Here is a 16,529-nt window from a genome sequence, read left to right as displayed (position 1 = left end):
AGCTCGCCCTGGCGCTGCTCACAGAATACCCATACGCCGGAGAAATCGGCGAGGTTGGTGTTATTAAAATCAGCCATTGTTCTGTTCTCCTTTCAATCAGATAATATGCTTCTTCAGCAGTTCAGCCGCCAGAGTCTCACAGGTAGCCTTGTCAGCGCCCTCGAGCATCTTGCCCTGACCCTTCTGCGGGGGAGTGAAAGACTTGAAGATATTGGTGGGAGAACCCTTCAGACCAATGGTGGTCGGATCGATCAGCGGATCGTCCTTCAGGGTGTTGTAGTCATATACGGAAACCGGAGCGGAGTAGCAGTCCATGATGCCGCCGAGGGACATGTAACGGGGCTCGTTCAGCTCCTTGATGCAGGTCAGCAGGCACGGGGTCTGGGTCTCGATGGTCATGTGGCCGTCCTCGAGCATACGCTTAACAACAACCTTGTCGCCATCCTTCTCGATGCCGGCAACATAGGAAACCTGCGGGATGTCCAGCTTCTCAGCGATCTGAGAGCCAACCTGAGCGGTATCACCGTCGATAGCCTGACGGCCGCAGAATACGATGTCGTCCTTCTCCAAGCCAACCTTCTTAACAGCAGCAGCCAGGATCTGGGAAGTAGCAAAGGTATCGGAACCGCCGAACTCACGAGCGGAAACCAGAACGCCTTCATCAGCGCCACGAGCGATCAGCTCACGCAGCATGCCCTCTGCCGGGGGAGGACCCATGGTGATAACAACGACCTTGCAGCCGGTAGCGTCCTTCAGCTTCAGAGCAGCCTCTACAGCGTTCAGGTCGTCCGGGTTGGTGATGGTCTGCATGGATGCACGATTCAGGGTGCCATCGGGATTAACAGCAACCTTACCGGAGGTATCCGGAACCTGCTTTACACAAACAATTGCCTTCATAGTTCAGTTTTCCTCCTTTTCTTAGCGCAGAACCTGACCAGCGATGACCATTCTCTGAACCTGAGAAGTGCCCTCGTAGATCTCGGTGATCTTAGCGTCACGCATCATGCGCTCCATCGGGTACTCACGGATGTAACCGTAGCCGCCGTAGATCTGTACGCACTTGGTGGTAACGTCCATTGCAACCTCAGAAGCGTACAGCTTAGCCATAGCAGCTTCCTTGGTGAACGGCAGGCCAACATCGTGGTTGAATGCAGCACGGCGAACCAGCAGACGAGCAGCGTCGATCTGGGTTGCCATGTCAGCTACCATCCACTGCAGGCCCTGGAACTTATCAAGGGTCTTGCCGAACTGTACGCGCTCCTTCATGTACTGGATAGCCTTATCCAGAGCGCCCTGCGCGATACCCAGTGCCTGAGAAGCGATACCGATACGGCCGCCGTCCAGGGTCATCATAGCGATCTTGAAGCCGCCGTTCTCCTTGCCCAGCAGACGGTCTGCCGGCAGATGAACGTCCTCAAAAATCAGCTCAGCGGTCTGAGAACCACGGATGCCCATCTTGTGCTCGATCTTGCCGATAGAGAAGCCCGGGTCGTCCTTGTCAACGATGAACGCAGAAATGCCCTTGTTGCCCTTAGACTTGTCGGTCATAGCAAATACAACGTAGGTATCTGCACGGCCGCCGCCGGTGATGAACACCTTGGAGCCGTTCATGATGTAGGAGCCGTCCTCCTGCTTAACAGCCATGGTCTGCTGTGCAGCGGAGTCAGTACCTGCGTTCGGCTCGGTCAGGCCGAATGCACCGATCTTGGCGCCTTCCTTCGGCTCGATCAGCGGGCGCAGCCACTTTTCCTTCTGCTCCGGGGTGCCGAAAGCGTAAATCGGCCAAGCACCCAGGGTGCCGTGAGCGGACATAATGCCGCCGGTGGTACCGCATACGCGGCTCATCTCTTCGATAGCGATAGAATAGCAGATATAGTTACCGCCGGAGCCGCCGACTTCCTTCGGGAACTGAATGCCCATCAGGCCGTACTTCATCAGCTTCTGAACGGTTTCCTCCGGATAGCGCTCTTCCGCATCGATCTCAGCTGCGATCGGCTCTACTTCGTTCAGAGCGAACTCGCGGCACATCTTCTGGAACAGTGCTTCTTCTTTTGTAAGCCTAAAATCCATGCCATAAACCTCCCAAAAATAAATAATAGCGGACACGCACAAAAACACAGCGCACACGGTCATTGGCCGCAGCGCCGCGCCCAGCGAGGTCCTTGTTTGGAGCATGTCTATCTCTATTATATCGTTCGGAAACCATTTGTCAAGGATTTAACATTCTTTTTACTGATAAAATCCGCACTCCATTTTTTGTGCGTTTCTGCCAAATGTCGGCAGGAACGAACGCACATTGCACGCAACCCTCATCCTGTTCTGTCGCCGCTTATATTTTTTAGAAGAATTACTATTTTACTTCATATTTTTCACATTTAATACATATAACAGAAGGAAACCATCAATCAGAGGAGGAATCGCCTATGTGTGGTATCGGCGGTTTTGTCGATTATGAACGCGACGCACGCCGCGGCGGACCGATCCTTCACGGAATGAAGCGAACGCTTACGCCGCGCGGGCCGGATGCCGAAGGCACCTATTTTGACGAGGACACAGCGCTTATCCATCGGCGGCTGATCGTCATTGATCCGGAGGGCGGCAAGCAGCCAATGTGCTCTCCCGACAGGAATACTATCCTTATATATAACGGAGAGTTATATAACACACCGGAATTGCGTAGAGAACTTATGTCACGCGGGCACGAGTTTGTCGGACATTCGGACACCGAAGTGCTGCTGCACGCCTATCTCGAGTGGAAAACCGACGCATTTGCGCGGCTGAACGGCATTTTCGCCTTTGCCATCTGGGAGAAACGCGAACGCCGACTGACGCTCTGCCGCGACCGGCTAGGCGTGAAACCGCTGTTTTTCGCTCCCATTCGCAACGGTCTGACCTTTGGTTCGACCATTGACACCGTGCTGTGCCATCCGGAGATCGAGCCTGCGCTCGACGAGGATGGTCTGCGCACGCTGCTGCTGCTCGGGCCTGCGCGCCCGCCGGAATCCGGTGTTTTTCGGCAGATTTCCTCACTTGTGCCCGGGCATTTTGCGGTTCTTACGCCGGAGGCCTTCACCGATCACACCTACTGGAAGCTCGAGGCGCACGAGCATGAGGACGACCTGCCGACTACCGTCGAGCGCACGCACACGCTCATCTGCGATGCCGCCCGCCGTCAGCTGGTCAGCGATGTGCCGCTGGCGTGTTTCCTGTCCGGCGGACTGGATTCGTCCATCCTGTCCATGCTGGCGGCGAAAGATTACGCGGCCCGCGGCGAAACGCTGCATACCTGGTCGGTGGATTATCGGGACAACGATAAATATTTTACAAAGAGTATATTTCAGCCTAATAGTGACGATTCGTATATTGATCAAATGGTGGATTTTCTCGGTACGCACCATCATCGCGTTGTGCTCGAACCGGAGGCACTGTGCGCGGCCCTGCTCCCCGCGACGGATGCGCGTGCGCTGCCCGGCATGGCCGATGTGGACTCCTCCCTGCTGCTGTTCTGTGCTGCCGTCAAGCGCGGTGGAACCACCGTTTGCCTGTCCGGCGAGTGCGCCGACGAGTTATTCGGCGGCTATCCGTGGTACCACCGTGAGGAAATTCTGTTTGAAGATACGTTTCCGTGGTCACGGTCGGTCGGTCTGCGGCTGGGTCTGCTCACACCGGATGCCGTTAGAAACGGCGAGGAATTTGTGCGCCAGCACTACCGCGACACCTGCGCCCGCGCACCCAGACTGCCGTCCGATGACAAAAAAGCAGCCCGGATGCGTGAAATGTTCGTGCTCAATCTTGACTGGTTCATGGCGACCCTGCTCGACCGCAAGGACCGCATGAGCATGTACTCCGGTCTTGAGGTTCGCGTGCCCTTCTGCGACCACCGCATTGTCGAATATGCCTATAATATGCCGTGGGGCTTCAAATCGCTCGAGGGACGTGAGAAGGGCATCGTGCGCCGCGCATTCGCCGATGAACTGCCCAAAGAGATCGTTTACCGCAAGAAAAGTCCGTATCCGAAAACCTTTCATCCGGTTTATACCCGCTTGTGCGCGGACTATGTCCGCCGTATTTTCGAGGATAACACCTCGGTCACCGCTTCCCTGTTCGACCGGAATGCCGTACAAAAACTCATGCAGCGGCCGGAAAGCCTCACCGAACCGTGGTTCGGACAGCTGATGCGCACCCCGCAGATTTTCGCGTATATCATCCAGCTTGACCGGTGGTTTCGGCATTATCATGTCAAAATAGTATAAAAATAATGGAGAATGAAAAACGATACGTTCATCTTCCATTCTCCATTTAAAATGCTCAATTATGCGAAATACTCCGCCAGTGTGTTAATGATAAGCTGATGATCATCCACATGATCCGGATAACCGGAAACGCAGATGGAACCGATCACGCCGGTGCCGCGCAGCCGGATCGGGAAACCGCCGCCTGCGGCGTACTCGTTCGGGTCGAGCTTGCGGTCCGCGAAGGTCTCACCCGCGTCCTCCAGCTCTGCGAAAAACCGCAGCGAGGACGTTTCCATCAGGTCAACCGCGTTGCGCTTGCGCGCGAGCCACAGCTCGCTGTCCGGCTTTGCGCCTTCTGCGAAGTAACGGAACACGACCAGACCGTTCACCGTAATCTCAACCGCAACCGGCTGCTCCTTTGCGTTTTCATGCAGCTTGAGGCCGATTTTCAGCGCATCCTCGCGCGAAAAATGCTCAAACTGAAACTTCTCCTCCTGCTCTGCACACATGGAGATCATTGTTTTGTAATCCTGCATACTGTCCCCGCCTTTCGAGATTTTGCCGCCTTTGCGGCTGTTACCTTTAGTATATCTGTTTTTTCACCTGCTGACAAGGAGGTTTTTTCATGGCTGAACTGACCGACGGCACCGCCGAACTGCGTGTACTCGTCACGACCGCGTTAGGCGCACTGCCGCTTGAAAACGCCATCGTTTCCGTCTCCACCGCGCCGGATGATACCGGCATGCGCACGCTGCTTTACTCGGTCACGACCGACTCCGGCGGCATGACGCCGTCCATGATACTGACAACGCCGCCGCGTAGCAACTCGCTGAGTCCGGGCAGCGGTCCGCCGTTTGCGGTCTACACGGTCGAAATCTCCGCCGAGGGCTACACACCGCTGACCGCGCTGCACATCGCCATGTTCTCCGGCGTGCCGACCATGCTGCCCGTGGCACTTACACCGCTCAAGGAAAACCAGAGCTTCGCGCAGACCGACCTGACTGCCACCGATGCGCCGCAGGCCCTCGATCCGGCTCTGCCGGAGAATCCGTAAAAGGAGGGATTGCTTTGCCCGAACCCTATGTTTCCATACCGGAAACCATCACGGTGCACCTCGGTGCGCCGTCCTCGAATGCGCAGAATGTCACCGTGCCGTTTGCGGACTACATCAAGAATGTGGCCTCGTCCGAGATTTATCCGACCTGGCCCGAGCAGGCCATCCGCGCCAACGTGTACGCACAAATGTCCTATGTGCTCAACCGTGTATTCACCGAATGGTACCGCGCGCAAGGCTACGATTTTGACATCACCAATTCCACGCGGTATGACCAGTCCTTTGTGCCCGGACGGGATATTTTCGAGAATATTTCCACCATTGTAGATGATATGATCGGCACTTACCTCACCCGCGGCGACTCGGTCGAGCCGCTGTTCGCGCAGTACTGCAACGGCACAACCGTCACCTGTCCGGGCGGCCTGAGCCAGTGGGGCACCGTGCCGCTTGCCGAACAGGGACTTTCCGCCGAGCAGATCTTGCAGTCGTTTTACGGCAGCGACATCAATTTCGTCACCGGTGCACCGCTCTCGCCCAATCTCGGCGGGTCATTTCCCGGTGTAACGCTGCGGCTTGGCGATTTTTCCGAGGATGTCCGCACGATTCAAACGCGCCTTAACCGCATTTCGACCAATTTCCCGAACATTCCGAAAATCTATCCCACAGACGGCGTGTTCAACGCAGATACCGAACGCGCCGTGCGGGCGTTCCAGCGGCAATTCAACCTCACCGAGGACGGCCTTGTCGGCCCGGCAACATGGTACCGCATCGCGTTCATTTATAATAATGTCAAGCGCCTGAGCGAGCTCAACAGCGAGGGACTGACCCTCAGTGAGATTTCCCGCCAGTACCCCGAGCGGCTGACCGAGGGCATGAGCGGCCCGGGCGTACAGCTTTTGCAGTATTTTCTTGCCATTGTCGGCGAATTTTACGATGCGCTGCCGCGTTGGCAGGCGGAACAGATCGACGGTATTTTCGGTCCGCAGACCCGCGAAGCCGTGGCTGCGTATCAGCGGCTTGTCGGCCTGCCTATCACCGGTGTGGTGGATCGAGAGACGTGGTATGCCCTGCTTTCCACCTACCAGTCCGTGCTGCTCGCCCAGCCTGAGCAGGAGTGGCTCGAGGAATTTATCGGCCTGCCGGAGACCTTTCTTGTCAAGGGGATGCGCGGCGAAGCCGTGCGGAAGGCGCAGCAGCTCATCAACATCATCGCGCGCGGCTATGCCGAGGTGCCCGCTGTCACGGTAGACGGCATTTTCGGAGACGCGACCGAGTCCTCGGTGTCAGTCATCCAGTCGCTGCTCGGTCTGCCCACCACGGGCGCTATCGGTCCGCTGACATGGGAGGGCATGGCCGATCTTGCCGAAACCGTGCTGGCCGGCAGCCAGAGTGCCAGAGGACAGTATCCCGGCTATCCCGTTGGAGAGGAGGCAACGTGATTGTACACCGATGCACAAAAACGCAGCCATATTTTCGATTTGCAGACCTTTCTGCGACGCATCCAGCAGTCTGAGGGTAGCGCTGCACCGCTCGTGCCGGACGGCATCTGGGATGCAAAGACTGCCGCTGCCGTGCGCGATTATCAGCAGCAGAACTGCCTTCCGGTGACGGGCACCGCCGACCAGCGCACATGGAACGCCATCTACGCTACATATGCCGCGCTTATCGCCGCCGATGCACTTCCCATGCAGACGGCATTCTTCCCGCCTGAGAGCAATGCCGTGCTGAAACCGGGCGCGAAAAGTCCCACGGTGTATGTGCTCCAGCTCATGCTGTGCGAAAGTGCGCCGCATTATAACCGGATTGCCGCCGTGCCGCTCACCGGCGAGTACGATGCGGATACACAGTCCGCTGTCAGACATGCACAGAAAATTTTTCAGCTGCCCGAGACCGGCATTACCGATCGAGCCACATGGCAGGCACTGACAGGGCTGCACAATGCTTTGTTCCAGCGAACGCCGCTCGGTTGGCAAATCAATGGAGAATTGAGATTGGAAAATGAAAAATGAACATAAAAAGACCCCGAAACCATGTTTCGGGGTCTTTCTATTCGCCTTATTCGCTGAGCAGCATACGGTCGCTCTCGATGTTGAACTTCTCGAGCAGGTCGCGGACGGTAAGGTTCTTCTTCTCCTCACCGCGGATATCAACGACAACGCGACCGGCATCCATCATAATCAGACGGTTGCCGTACTGGATGGCGTTCTTCATGTTATGCGTTACCATCAATGTGGTGAGATTGTCGCGTGCAACGATCTCTTCGGTGATCTGCAGCACCTTATCTGCGGTTTTCGGATCGAGCGCTGCGGTATGCTCGTCGAGCAGCAGCAGATCCGGCTTGCGCAGGGTGGCCATCAGCAGGGTCAGTGCCTGACGCTGACCGCCGGACAGCAGACCGACCTTACTGGTCATGCGGTTCTCCAGTCCCAGACCGAGCGTTGCCAGCTTTTCGCGATACAGCTCGCGTTCCTCGTTCGTGATACCGGAGCCGAGGCCGCGCTTCTGACCGCGGCGGTATGCCAGCGCCAGATTCTCCTCGATACCCATGGTAGCGGCAGTACCCATCATCGGGTCCTGAAATACGCGGCCGAGGAAACGCGCGCGCTTATGCTCGGGCAGATTGGTCAGGTCGTAGCCGTTCAGATGAATCATGCCCGCATCCACCGGATACACGCCTGCGATCAGGTTCAGCGTGGTGGACTTGCCGGCGCCGTTGCCGCCGATGATGGTGACAAAATCGCCGTCCTCAAGGGTCAGGTTCAGGTTGTCAATGGCACGCTTTTCGTTTACCGTGCCCGCGTTGAAGGTCTTGTAAATCCCTTTGAGCTGCAGCATGTTACTTGGCCTCCTTCGCATCAGTCTTTGCGGCACTCTTGGCTGCACCGCGGAAATACTTGCCCTTCCAGTACGGAACAGCAAGGAAGATTGCAACGACGAAAGCCGAGATCAGCTTCAGGTCGTTGGTGTTCAGGCCGAGATTGAGGACCACCTGAATAACCAGATAGTACACAACCGCACCGAGCGATACGCCGAGCAGACGCAGCGCAAAGTTGCGGAAAATACGGCTGAACAGCACCTCACCGATGATGACAGCGGCAAGGCCGATAACGATAGCGCCACGGCCGGCGTTGACATCCGCGAAGCCCTGATACTGGCAGTACAGCGCACTTGCCAGCGCAACCAGACCGTTGGACAGCATCAGGCCGAGCACCTTGACAAAATCAACATTGATGCCCTGTGCACGGCTCATGTTCGGGTTTGCGCCGGTCGCACGGATGGAGCAGCCGAGCGCCGTACCGAAGAACCAGTACAGCAGCGCGATAACCACAATCGTAAAGACAGCCGCAACGAAAATCGGATTTTCGATAGTCAGCTTCTTGACGTTGCGCAGCGATACAAGCAGCTTGTAGTTGTCCGGATTGATCGCTACATTTGCTTTTTTGTCCATAATGCGCAGGTTAATGGAGAACAGCGCCAGCTGTGTCAAAATACCGGCCAGAATCGCCGGAATACCCATACAGGTATGCAGAATACCGGTAATAAGTCCGGCCAGCATGCCGGCAAGGAAAGCGCACAGCATTGCCACCCATACATTCGCGCCGTGCGTCATCATAACGATGCACACCGCACCGCCGGTCGCCATCGTACCATCGACGGTCAGGTCGGCCAGATCGAGCACCTTAAAGGTGATGAATACGCCGATCGCCATCAGTCCCCAGATCAAACCCTGCGCCACTGCACCGGGAAGTGCGGAAAGCAGGCCCGAGAAAAAGCTCACTTAAATTCCCCCAAACAATAATGTTATCTGATAAAGCGTAAAAACGCTATCTCCATTATAGCAAATTTCCGGGGTATTGCAATGATAACTTGCCGTTTCCGCGGATTATTTTGTTCCCTACCGTTTTTCTATGCTATTTTTAGCAGAAAAAGGAGATGCGAAAGCACCTCCTTTTTCTGCCTATTATTTTCTTATCACATCTGATGATCGAGCGTTACAACCGGATTATAGCGCGAGTCAATCGCTTTCAGGCTGTCATAGATCTTCATCAGCAGGTCGCGTTTGGCATCCTCATCATAGGAAAACGGCACAACAACGTCGAAAATCAGGTTGATCTGGCGTTTGCCGTCCACTACGCGGAAGTCGTGCATGGTAAGCTGTCCGTCGATCTGACGGAGCACGCCGTCGGTCTGCTCACGCAGCGCGTTGACATACGCATTATTGATATCGATCGGATCCATGTGAATGACCAGATACACACCGGTCTGCTGCCAGACACGTTTTTCAGCCTCGTCGATTTCCTCGTGCACAGCCACAAAGTCCGAGTCGCTCGGCACTTCGGCATGCAGCGACGCAATCGAGCGTCCTGCGCCGTAGTTGTGGATGATCATATCGTGTACGCCGACAATATAGTCAGATTCCATTACAATCCGCCGGATATTGCGGGCAACCACCGGATCGGCGGCTTCGCCGAGCAGCGGCGCAACCGTATCCTTCGCAATGCCGATGCCCGACCAGAGGATGAACGCGGCAACGGCAACACCCACATATCCGTCCACCGGCAGCGTAGTAAACCGACTGGCTACCATGCCGAGTACAACAACAGCCGTAGTAACAACATCATTGCGGCTGTCCTGACCGGCCGCCATCAGCACCGGAGAATCGATTCTGCGGCCGATATTGATGTTGAATGCGCCCATCCACAGCTTAACCAGCATGGATACGGCAAGAATTCCCATCAGCACCGCCGAGAACGCTACGGCAGCCGGATGCAGAATGCGATCGAGCGAGGTTTTAAAGAACTCGAAGCCGACCAGAATGATGATGAACGAGACGATCAGTCCCGCGATGTACTCGGTACGTCCGTAGCCGAACGGGTGCTTCGCATCCGGCTCCTTGCCGGAAACCTTGAAGCCGACAATGGAAATCAGGCAGGACAGACCGTCCGACAGGTTGTTGAATGCGTCCGCCGCGATGGAAATCGACCCTGTAAGCAGACCAATGATCAGCTTGAGTGCAAACAGGAACAGGTTGCATGCCAGTCCGACCGCGCCGGACAGCACGCCGAATTTTTCACGCACCTGCGAATCGCCGGTGTTTTCCGCATCGCGGATGAAAATATGGATAAGTGCGTTTGTCATAGCAGTCCCTTCGTATACAAAATGTTATAAATACCAACAATAATTGCTCCCTGTAGAACCATAATTGCCGGTATGCCGAGCATGAAAATATGGTGCAGGGTCTTGTGACGGATGATGAGCATGGTGGCGTACACGCCCGGCCCGCCGCCAATCAGCGCCCAGAAAAACAGCGTGCGCTCGGGCACACGCCTCCAGCCGCGAGCCGCGGCGAGCTTATCGTAAATACAGACAATCGCGCCGATGACGCTGACTGCAATAAAATAGTACAGCACATACTGCACGGTCGCTGCACCTCCTTTCGGATTTCCTACAATTTTACCACAGGCATTGCCGTATTGCAAAGAAATCAGGCCAAAAATAGCCGTGACTAACAGAAAAGTAGCGGTGTCTAACACAAAAGACGCCTTTTCAGGCGCCTTTTGTCTTTTACCGTCTTTTCTGTTGCAATCGCAATGACAAATGAAAATGCACTCACATTTCATTTTCCATTATCAATTTTTTCGGGTTGCCGCTATCGAACGGCTCATCAAAGTGATAGTGCATCAGCCAGCCTGCGTCAAACTGCGCGGCATACTGTCCGGCGAGCGAGGCGGCACGAATACGCGCCAGACCGAACAGCTCCGGAACGGAATCCGTGCGGGTTTCGTCCGGTTTCCACAGGTTATGCCACGGCTGATGAGCCAGATTGAGCGCATCCCACACCGGACGCTCGAGCTTCATGTGACCGGTGAGCAGGGCGCCTCGACCGAGCAAGGCTTCCGCCTTTTTCGCTCCGCGATAGACGGCGCGGCTCTCCGAATAGAGAAAACTCTCCCACGAGGTCATTTCCACGAATGAACGACGCAGATCATGCGTGGAAACGTCCGCTCCGTACACGGTTTTGAGCACCGCGTGCAGCACAACCGACAGCACCGCCTGCTCGATCGGTGACAGCTGATAGCGTTCCTCCGGATCGAACTCGGTGATGGGGCGATGGCATGCGCGTTCGTAGATCAGATAGTCAATGTCACTTTCAATGCGGCTGTGCACCGCCGATGCGGACAGCTTTGAATTTTCAGCACAGAACCGCACCTGTTGGCAGTAAACATAGGGATGAATCTCGCTGTCGAGCGCATAATGGCACACGAAGCCGTAGAAATACGCCGCTGCGATCTCCTGCGCGTCACCGCTCAGGTCGCGCACCGCACGCGAGAGCGCCGCAAACAGCTCGTCCGTTTTCTCCGAGTGCATGCGGTTGCCCAGCTTGTGCAGCGGACTGCCGAACAGGATTTTCCGGTAAAACAGCGGGTCCGGTCCCTGACAGCCCCAGAAAAAGCACGCCGGACGGCATGCCGCTGCCCGCTGCGCCGGTGCGGGAAACACCGTCAGTGCCTGCCTGCCGAATAGATGATGCGATACAAAATCCGCCATACTGTTTTCCTCCTCGCTGTGCTTTTCTTTAGATGATTACAGGCAATACCGCATAATTGAACAAGAGTGATTTGCGAGTAAATTTTGCGTACTGACGAGGCACAGTTTTGCGGTAATACTTGATGTATTACCGTGAAACTTCGGCAGCGCGGACGGAACTCGCGCAAGGAACCGAGATCAAAGTCAGAACACGAAATTTCCGCAAAGCCCCGCGGCAGCGCGACCGGAGCCTGCGCAAGGAGCCGCCGCTTTAATTGTGCGGTGTTGCCTACAGTATACCACGAAATCCGACTTTCTGCAAAGCATGGAAAACGCGCCTGCCGATAACCGACAGGCGCGTTTCTCAACGGATTTGCTTACTTTTCTGCTATATGGCGGCCGAACGAGGTCGAATTCATCGCCTTCTGCAGCGCCGGCAGAAGCGCCATTGCAACAACTACCGCGATAATGATATTCGGAGGCGAGGTCATCAGCTTCGGAATATTGGCCACAAAAGCCGGAACCAGAGCACTGCCGCCAATCATCAGCTCAATAATGCCCTTGAGCATGTACAGCAGCGACGAGAACACCGCACCTGCAAGGCACGCCACGAGGTTGCGCGCAAATTTCTTTGCGGCCGCAGCACCGGCGTAAGCGATCACGCCGCACAGCCATGCCATCAGGAAGAAACGCACGAAGGTGATCCACGCCTCCGGTGCGTACTCCGGCGTCATCAGGTCGAAGATCATCGAGCCGATACCGGCTGCAAGACCGCCGCGAACCGGTCCGAGCAGCAGGCCGCACAGCAGCACGAACGCGTTTGCGAGCTTGATCATGGTGGTGCCTGTCGGCGTCGGAATGCGAATGGACAGGAACATGGTAACAACGAATACCACTGCCGCCATCAGACCGATCATCACGATGTCGTACAGCGAAAACGCTTTTTTCTTGGATTCCATCATAAATCCCCCTGATCTGATATGTTTTATTTATCATACCGCGAATATGGTCTGTCGAAAATGGTCAGTTCGCATTTATTTTACAGGGTCAGATGGATAATCCCGGAACGGCTGGGCAAACTACGCGTACAGAAAGGGGAACCTTGCATGAAACTGGATAAACAAACCTATCAACAGCTGCTCGAACGCAAAAGCCCGAATTCGCCGCTGTGGCGCGACTGCCTGCTGGCGTTTCTCATCGGCGGTGCGATCTGCACAGCCGGCGAGGGTGTGCGGCAGCTGTGGCTCTCCCGCGGACTGGATACCGAAGACACAGCCGCCGCAACCGCCATCACGATGGTGTTTCTCGGTGCCCTGCTCACCTGCCTGCACTTGTACGAAAAGCTTGCAAAATATGCGGGAGCAGGCACGATTGTACCGATCACCGGCTTTGCAAACGCCATTGTTTCTCCGGCGATGGAGTTCAAAAGCGAGGGACTTATCCTCGGTCTGGGTGCAAAGCTGTTCGTTATCGCGGGACCGGTGCTGGTGTACGGCATTTCGGCAAGCGTCATCTACGGTCTCATTCTGTTTTTGACTGGAGGCGGTTCGGTATGATAAAGCGCATCGGCAAGCGCACGCTTGCGCTCGAAAACCGGCCGTATCTGCTCGGACACGCGGCGGCAGTCGGCAAAAAAGAGGGCGAAGGCCCGCTCGGTGAGCGGTTTGACTATGTGGCGAAGAATGACCGGATGGGACAGCGCTCGTGGGAGCTGGCGGAGAGCGAACTGCAAAAGACCGCCATCCGGCTTGCGCTGCGCAAGGCCACCCTGCCCGAGCGTTCGCTCGACCTGATCCTTGCAGGCGACCTGCTCAACCAGTGCATCGGCTCGTTTTTAGCGTCCATGCACGCGAATGTGCCCTATCTCGGACAGTACGGTGCATGCTCGACGATGGCACAGGGTCTTGCGCTCGGCGGCTGTCTGGTCGAGAGCGGCGCGGCAGACCGCCTGCTTGCGGCAGCATCCTCGCATTTCTGCTCGGCGGAGCGGCAGTACCGTTTTCCGCTGGCCTACGGCGGGCAGCGCACACCAACCGCACAATGGACGACTACTGCGGCAGGCGCGGCTATTCTCGGCAGTGCGCCGGTGCCGAACGGCGCGGAGCCGTGCGATGTGCGCGTGACGCATGTTCTGTTCGGCAAAATGGTCGAAATGGGCGTCAAGGACGCGGCCAACATGGGTGCGGCGATGGCGCCCGAAGATGTGAATTTAGACCCATACATTTTTCGGCGCGCTGAGCGCTGTGTTTTGCACAAAACCTGCTGTTATCAGAACCATTCACTGGTATTCCCGTCCGAACGAACAAAAACAGACAATCCCCCTGATACCGGGCCGGCATCAAGGGGGATTTTATCTGCGCACATGCTTTTCTTATCCAAACACCGCAGAGGCGAGCGGATAGACCACAACAAGACAGGCCGCAAGGGATAGCACAAGGAACACGAGGTTCGCCTTGAGCACACCGCGGACCGTCACATGCCCCGGTCCGAAGATGAGCGGTGCCGGTGTGCACGCGGACGGCGTCAGAGATGCCATAGATGCTGCGACACCGATGACAGCGGCGAACGCTCCCAGATGCATGTTGGAACCGGAGAGCAGCGCCAGACCGATATTGAAGAACAGCACCATCGTCACCACATTAGAGAGGAAATTTGTCATGATGAGTGCCGCAATCGCGAGCAGTTCGAGCAGCACTGGACTTTGTATTGAGCAGCACTCTCGTCCGTCCCTATACGGCCTGCTATATGATTTCTGTTCGTCGGTTTTGGAGTTTTCCGTCAGTTTTTGGCTGGCACCCGGCTTACTTGTCGCTGCTATATCGAACGCACTGCAAAAACCAGGTTGCGGCTTAATGCACAACCTGGTTTTTCTTTCCTCATATCAAGCAAAAATTACTTGTTCTTATTCTTGATGTACTCGTCCATCGCAGCCGCAGCGCGCTTGCCGGCGCCCATTGCGAGGATAACGGTAGCCGCACCGGTAACAGCGTCACCGCCGGCGAATACGCCGTCCTTGGAGGTGATGCCGTGCTCGTCATCAGCCACGATGCAGCCCTTGCGGTTGGTTTCCAGACCCGGCGTGGTGTGACGGATCAGCGGGTTCGGGCTGGTGCCGATCGCCGCGATGACACAATCGAGGTCGAGTACAAACTCACTGCCCTCAACCGGAATCGGACGGCGGCGGCCGGATGCGTCAGGCTCACCCAGCTCCATCTGCTGGCACTTGAGGCCGGTGACGTTGAAGTTCTCGTCAGACAGCACTTCGAGCGGCGCGGTCAGGAACTTGAATACAACGCCCTCTTCCTTCGCGTGGTGAATCTCCTCGAGACGAGCCGGAAGCTCCTTCTCGGAACGGCGGTAAACAATGTAAACCTCGTCTGCGCCCATGCGCTTTGCACAGCGGGCAGCGTCCATTGCTACGTTGCCGCCGCCGACAACAGCGACCTTCTTGGCGTGGTAGATCGGGGTGTCCGCGTTTTCCTTGTATGCCTTCATCAGATTGATGCGGGTCAGGTACTCGTTTGCGGAGTAAACGCCGTTTGCGTTCTCGCCCGGAACGCCGATAAAGGTCGGCAGACCGGCACCGGAGCCAACGAAAATTGCTTCAAAACCGTCACCGAACAGCTCGTCGATGGTCTCAGAACGGCCTACAACAAAGTTCAGCACGAACGCAACACCGAGATCCTTCAGCGTGTCGATCTCCTTCTGCACGATAGCCTTGGGCAGACGGAACTCCGGAATGCCGTACATCAGAACGCCGCCTGCGGTGTGCAGCGCCTCGAAAACGGTAACCTCATAACCCATGCGAGCCAGATCGCCTGCGCAGGTCAGACCGGCCGGACCTGCACCAACGATGGCAACCTTGTGACCGTTGGATTCCGGCTTGACAGCCTTCTCGGTGCTGTTTTCGCGCGCATAGTCCGCAACGAAGCGCTCCAGACGGCCGATGGCTACCGGCTCGCCCTTGATGCCACGGACACAGTGACACTCGCACTGGCTCTCCTGCGGGCATACACGGCCGCAGACAGCGGGCAGAGCGGAGGTTTCCTTGATCTTCGCAGCCGCCTCGAGGAACTTACCCTCTGCAACCAGAGAGATGAACTCCGGAATCTTGACCTGTACCGGACAGCCGGTCATGCAGGGCTTGTTCTTGCAGTTCAGGCAGCGCTGTGCTTCCTCGATCGCCATTTCAGCGGTATAGCCGAGCGTTACCTCTTCAAAGTTCTTATTGCGGACGTCCGGCGCCTGCTCGGGCATCGGGCACTTGTTCGGATTCATATTCGGCATGATTACTTGACCTCCTTCTTGAACAGATTGCAATGCTCCTCGCGGCGCTCTACCGCCGCGCGCTCCTGTGCCTTGTACATGGCACCGCGGCGCATTGCACTGTCAAAATCAACGAGGTGACCGTCGAAATCCGGGCCGTCAACGCATGCGAACTTGGTCTCGCCGCCAACGGTAAGACGGCAGCCGCCGCACATGCCGGTACCGTCAACCATGATGGTGTTCATGGAAACGATGGTCTTGATGCCGTACGGACGAGTGGTCTCGCAGACAAACTTCATCATGATCATCGGGCCAATCGCGATAACAGCATCGTACTGGTTGCCCGCATCGATCAGCTCCTTGAGCACCTGCGTAACCAGTGCCTTGCGGCCGTTCGAGCCGTCATCGGTCACGATGTGCAGGTTGGTGCAGGCGTTCTTCATCTC

The 16,529-nt window shown here is 56.3% G+C and carries 18 protein-coding genes; 6 read left to right on the top strand and 12 right to left on the bottom strand.

From position 1 onward, the window contains the following. Positions 1-96 precede the first annotated feature (96 nt). The gene (gene acrB / locus DW806_RS14500) at positions 97-897 is read right to left on the bottom strand and encodes an acryloyl-CoA reductase electron transfer subunit gamma (RefSeq protein WP_118361149.1); all 801 of its coding nucleotides are present in this window, start codon (positions 895-897) and stop codon (positions 97-99) included. Positions 898-918: 21 nt separating this feature from the next. Further along, on the bottom strand, positions 919-2,070 hold the full coding sequence (locus tag DW806_RS14495; protein WP_118730405.1) for an acyl-CoA dehydrogenase: 1,152 nt from the start codon (positions 2,068-2,070) through the stop codon (positions 919-921). Between the two features lie 353 nt (positions 2,071-2,423). Between DW806_RS14495 and asnB the strand changes: the two genes are divergently transcribed. Further along, complete coding sequence (gene asnB, locus DW806_RS14490) at positions 2,424-4,253, top strand: asparagine synthase (glutamine-hydrolyzing) (RefSeq protein ID WP_118730404.1); 1,830 nt, start codon at positions 2,424-2,426, stop codon at positions 4,251-4,253. 59 nt (positions 4,254-4,312) lie between these two features. Here the strand turns inward: asnB and DW806_RS14485 are convergent, their stop codons facing one another. After that, positions 4,313-4,771: a heme-degrading domain-containing protein gene (locus DW806_RS14485; RefSeq protein WP_117489127.1), complete on the bottom strand. Its 459-nt coding sequence runs from the start codon at positions 4,769-4,771 to the stop codon at positions 4,313-4,315. Positions 4,772-4,860: 89 nt separating this feature from the next. Here DW806_RS14485 and DW806_RS14480 point away from each other — a divergent pair, with 89 nt between their 5' ends. The 3 genes from DW806_RS14480 to DW806_RS14470 are packed head-to-tail and all read left to right on the top strand — an operon-like array spanning position 4,861 to position 7,298. Continuing rightward, positions 4,861-5,289, top strand: a complete 429-nt coding sequence (locus tag DW806_RS14480; protein WP_118730403.1) for a carboxypeptidase regulatory-like domain-containing protein — start codon at positions 4,861-4,863, stop codon at positions 5,287-5,289. 14 nt (positions 5,290-5,303) lie between these two features. Continuing rightward, positions 5,304-6,728, top strand: a complete 1,425-nt coding sequence (locus tag DW806_RS14475) for a peptidoglycan-binding protein (protein ID WP_118730402.1) — start codon at positions 5,304-5,306, stop codon at positions 6,726-6,728. Next, positions 6,729-7,298, top strand: a complete 570-nt coding sequence (locus DW806_RS14470) for a peptidoglycan-binding domain-containing protein (protein ID WP_118730401.1) — start codon at positions 6,729-6,731, stop codon at positions 7,296-7,298. It begins immediately after the preceding gene. 46 nt (positions 7,299-7,344) lie between these two features. On the opposite strand, the gene DW806_RS14465 is transcribed toward DW806_RS14470, so the two are convergent. From DW806_RS14465 to DW806_RS14440, 6 genes are all read right to left on the bottom strand, one after another. Next, positions 7,345-8,124 (bottom strand): ABC transporter ATP-binding protein, encoded by a 780-nt coding sequence (locus DW806_RS14465; protein WP_110435947.1) that lies wholly within the window; start codon positions 8,122-8,124, stop codon positions 7,345-7,347. Between the two features lies 1 nt (position 8,125). Continuing rightward, entirely contained in the window at positions 8,126-9,067 is a 942-nt protein-coding gene (locus DW806_RS14460; protein WP_118481349.1) for an ABC transporter permease, read from the bottom strand. 194 nt (positions 9,068-9,261) lie between these two features. Then, positions 9,262-10,428, bottom strand: coding sequence for a cation diffusion facilitator family transporter (locus tag DW806_RS14455; RefSeq protein ID WP_118730400.1), 1,167 nt, complete (start codon positions 10,426-10,428; stop codon positions 9,262-9,264). Beyond that, on the bottom strand, positions 10,425-10,823 hold the full coding sequence (locus tag DW806_RS14450; protein ID WP_243022783.1) for a DUF1294 domain-containing protein: 399 nt from the start codon (positions 10,821-10,823) through the stop codon (positions 10,425-10,427). Before DW806_RS14450 ends, DW806_RS14455 begins: the two co-directional genes overlap by 4 nt. Before the next feature lie 76 nt (positions 10,824-10,899). Then, entirely contained in the window at positions 10,900-11,838 is a 939-nt protein-coding gene (locus DW806_RS14445; protein ID WP_118730398.1) for a zinc dependent phospholipase C family protein, read from the bottom strand. Between the two features lie 356 nt (positions 11,839-12,194). Beyond that, on the bottom strand, positions 12,195-12,779 hold the full coding sequence (locus DW806_RS14440) for an ECF transporter S component (protein WP_118730397.1): 585 nt from the start codon (positions 12,777-12,779) through the stop codon (positions 12,195-12,197). A 144-nt stretch (positions 12,780-12,923) separates the two neighbouring features. Here DW806_RS14440 and spoVAC point away from each other — a divergent pair, with 144 nt between their 5' ends. Both spoVAC and DW806_RS14430 read left to right on the top strand, forming a co-directional pair. Beyond that, the gene (gene spoVAC / locus DW806_RS14435; protein WP_117489141.1) at positions 12,924-13,373 is read left to right on the top strand and encodes a stage V sporulation protein AC; all 450 of its coding nucleotides are present in this window, start codon (positions 12,924-12,926) and stop codon (positions 13,371-13,373) included. After that, a complete protein-coding gene (locus DW806_RS14430) occupies positions 13,370-14,248 on the top strand; it encodes a hypothetical protein (protein ID WP_118730396.1) in 879 nt (292 codons plus the stop codon). Before spoVAC ends, DW806_RS14430 begins: the two co-directional genes overlap by 4 nt. Here DW806_RS14430 and DW806_RS14425 read toward each other — a convergent pair. The 3 genes from DW806_RS14425 to DW806_RS14415 all read right to left on the bottom strand — a co-directional run. Then, positions 14,189-14,512: a hypothetical protein gene (locus DW806_RS14425; RefSeq protein ID WP_118730395.1), complete on the bottom strand. Its 324-nt coding sequence runs from the start codon at positions 14,510-14,512 to the stop codon at positions 14,189-14,191. The two genes, DW806_RS14430 and DW806_RS14425, sit on opposite strands and share 60 nt — an antisense overlap. A gap of 197 nt (positions 14,513-14,709) precedes the next feature. Continuing rightward, positions 14,710-16,104 carry an NADPH-dependent glutamate synthase gene (gltA, locus tag DW806_RS14420; protein ID WP_118730394.1) on the bottom strand — a complete coding sequence of 465 codons (1,395 nt, stop codon included), beginning with the start codon at positions 16,102-16,104 and terminating at the stop codon, positions 14,710-14,712. A 2-nt stretch (positions 16,105-16,106) separates the two neighbouring features. Then, a partial coding sequence (locus DW806_RS14415) for an iron-sulfur cluster-binding protein (RefSeq protein ID WP_442861157.1) occupies positions 16,107-16,529 on the bottom strand: 423 nt, incomplete at its 5' end.

The organism is Butyricicoccus sp. AM32-19, assembly GCF_003480365.1.
GTDB classification, from domain to species: Bacteria; Bacillota; Clostridia; order Oscillospirales; family Butyricicoccaceae; genus Agathobaculum; species Agathobaculum butyriciproducens.
The sequence above is the reverse complement of the archived record's forward strand: the minus strand, read 5'-3'. Positions and strand labels throughout refer to the sequence as shown.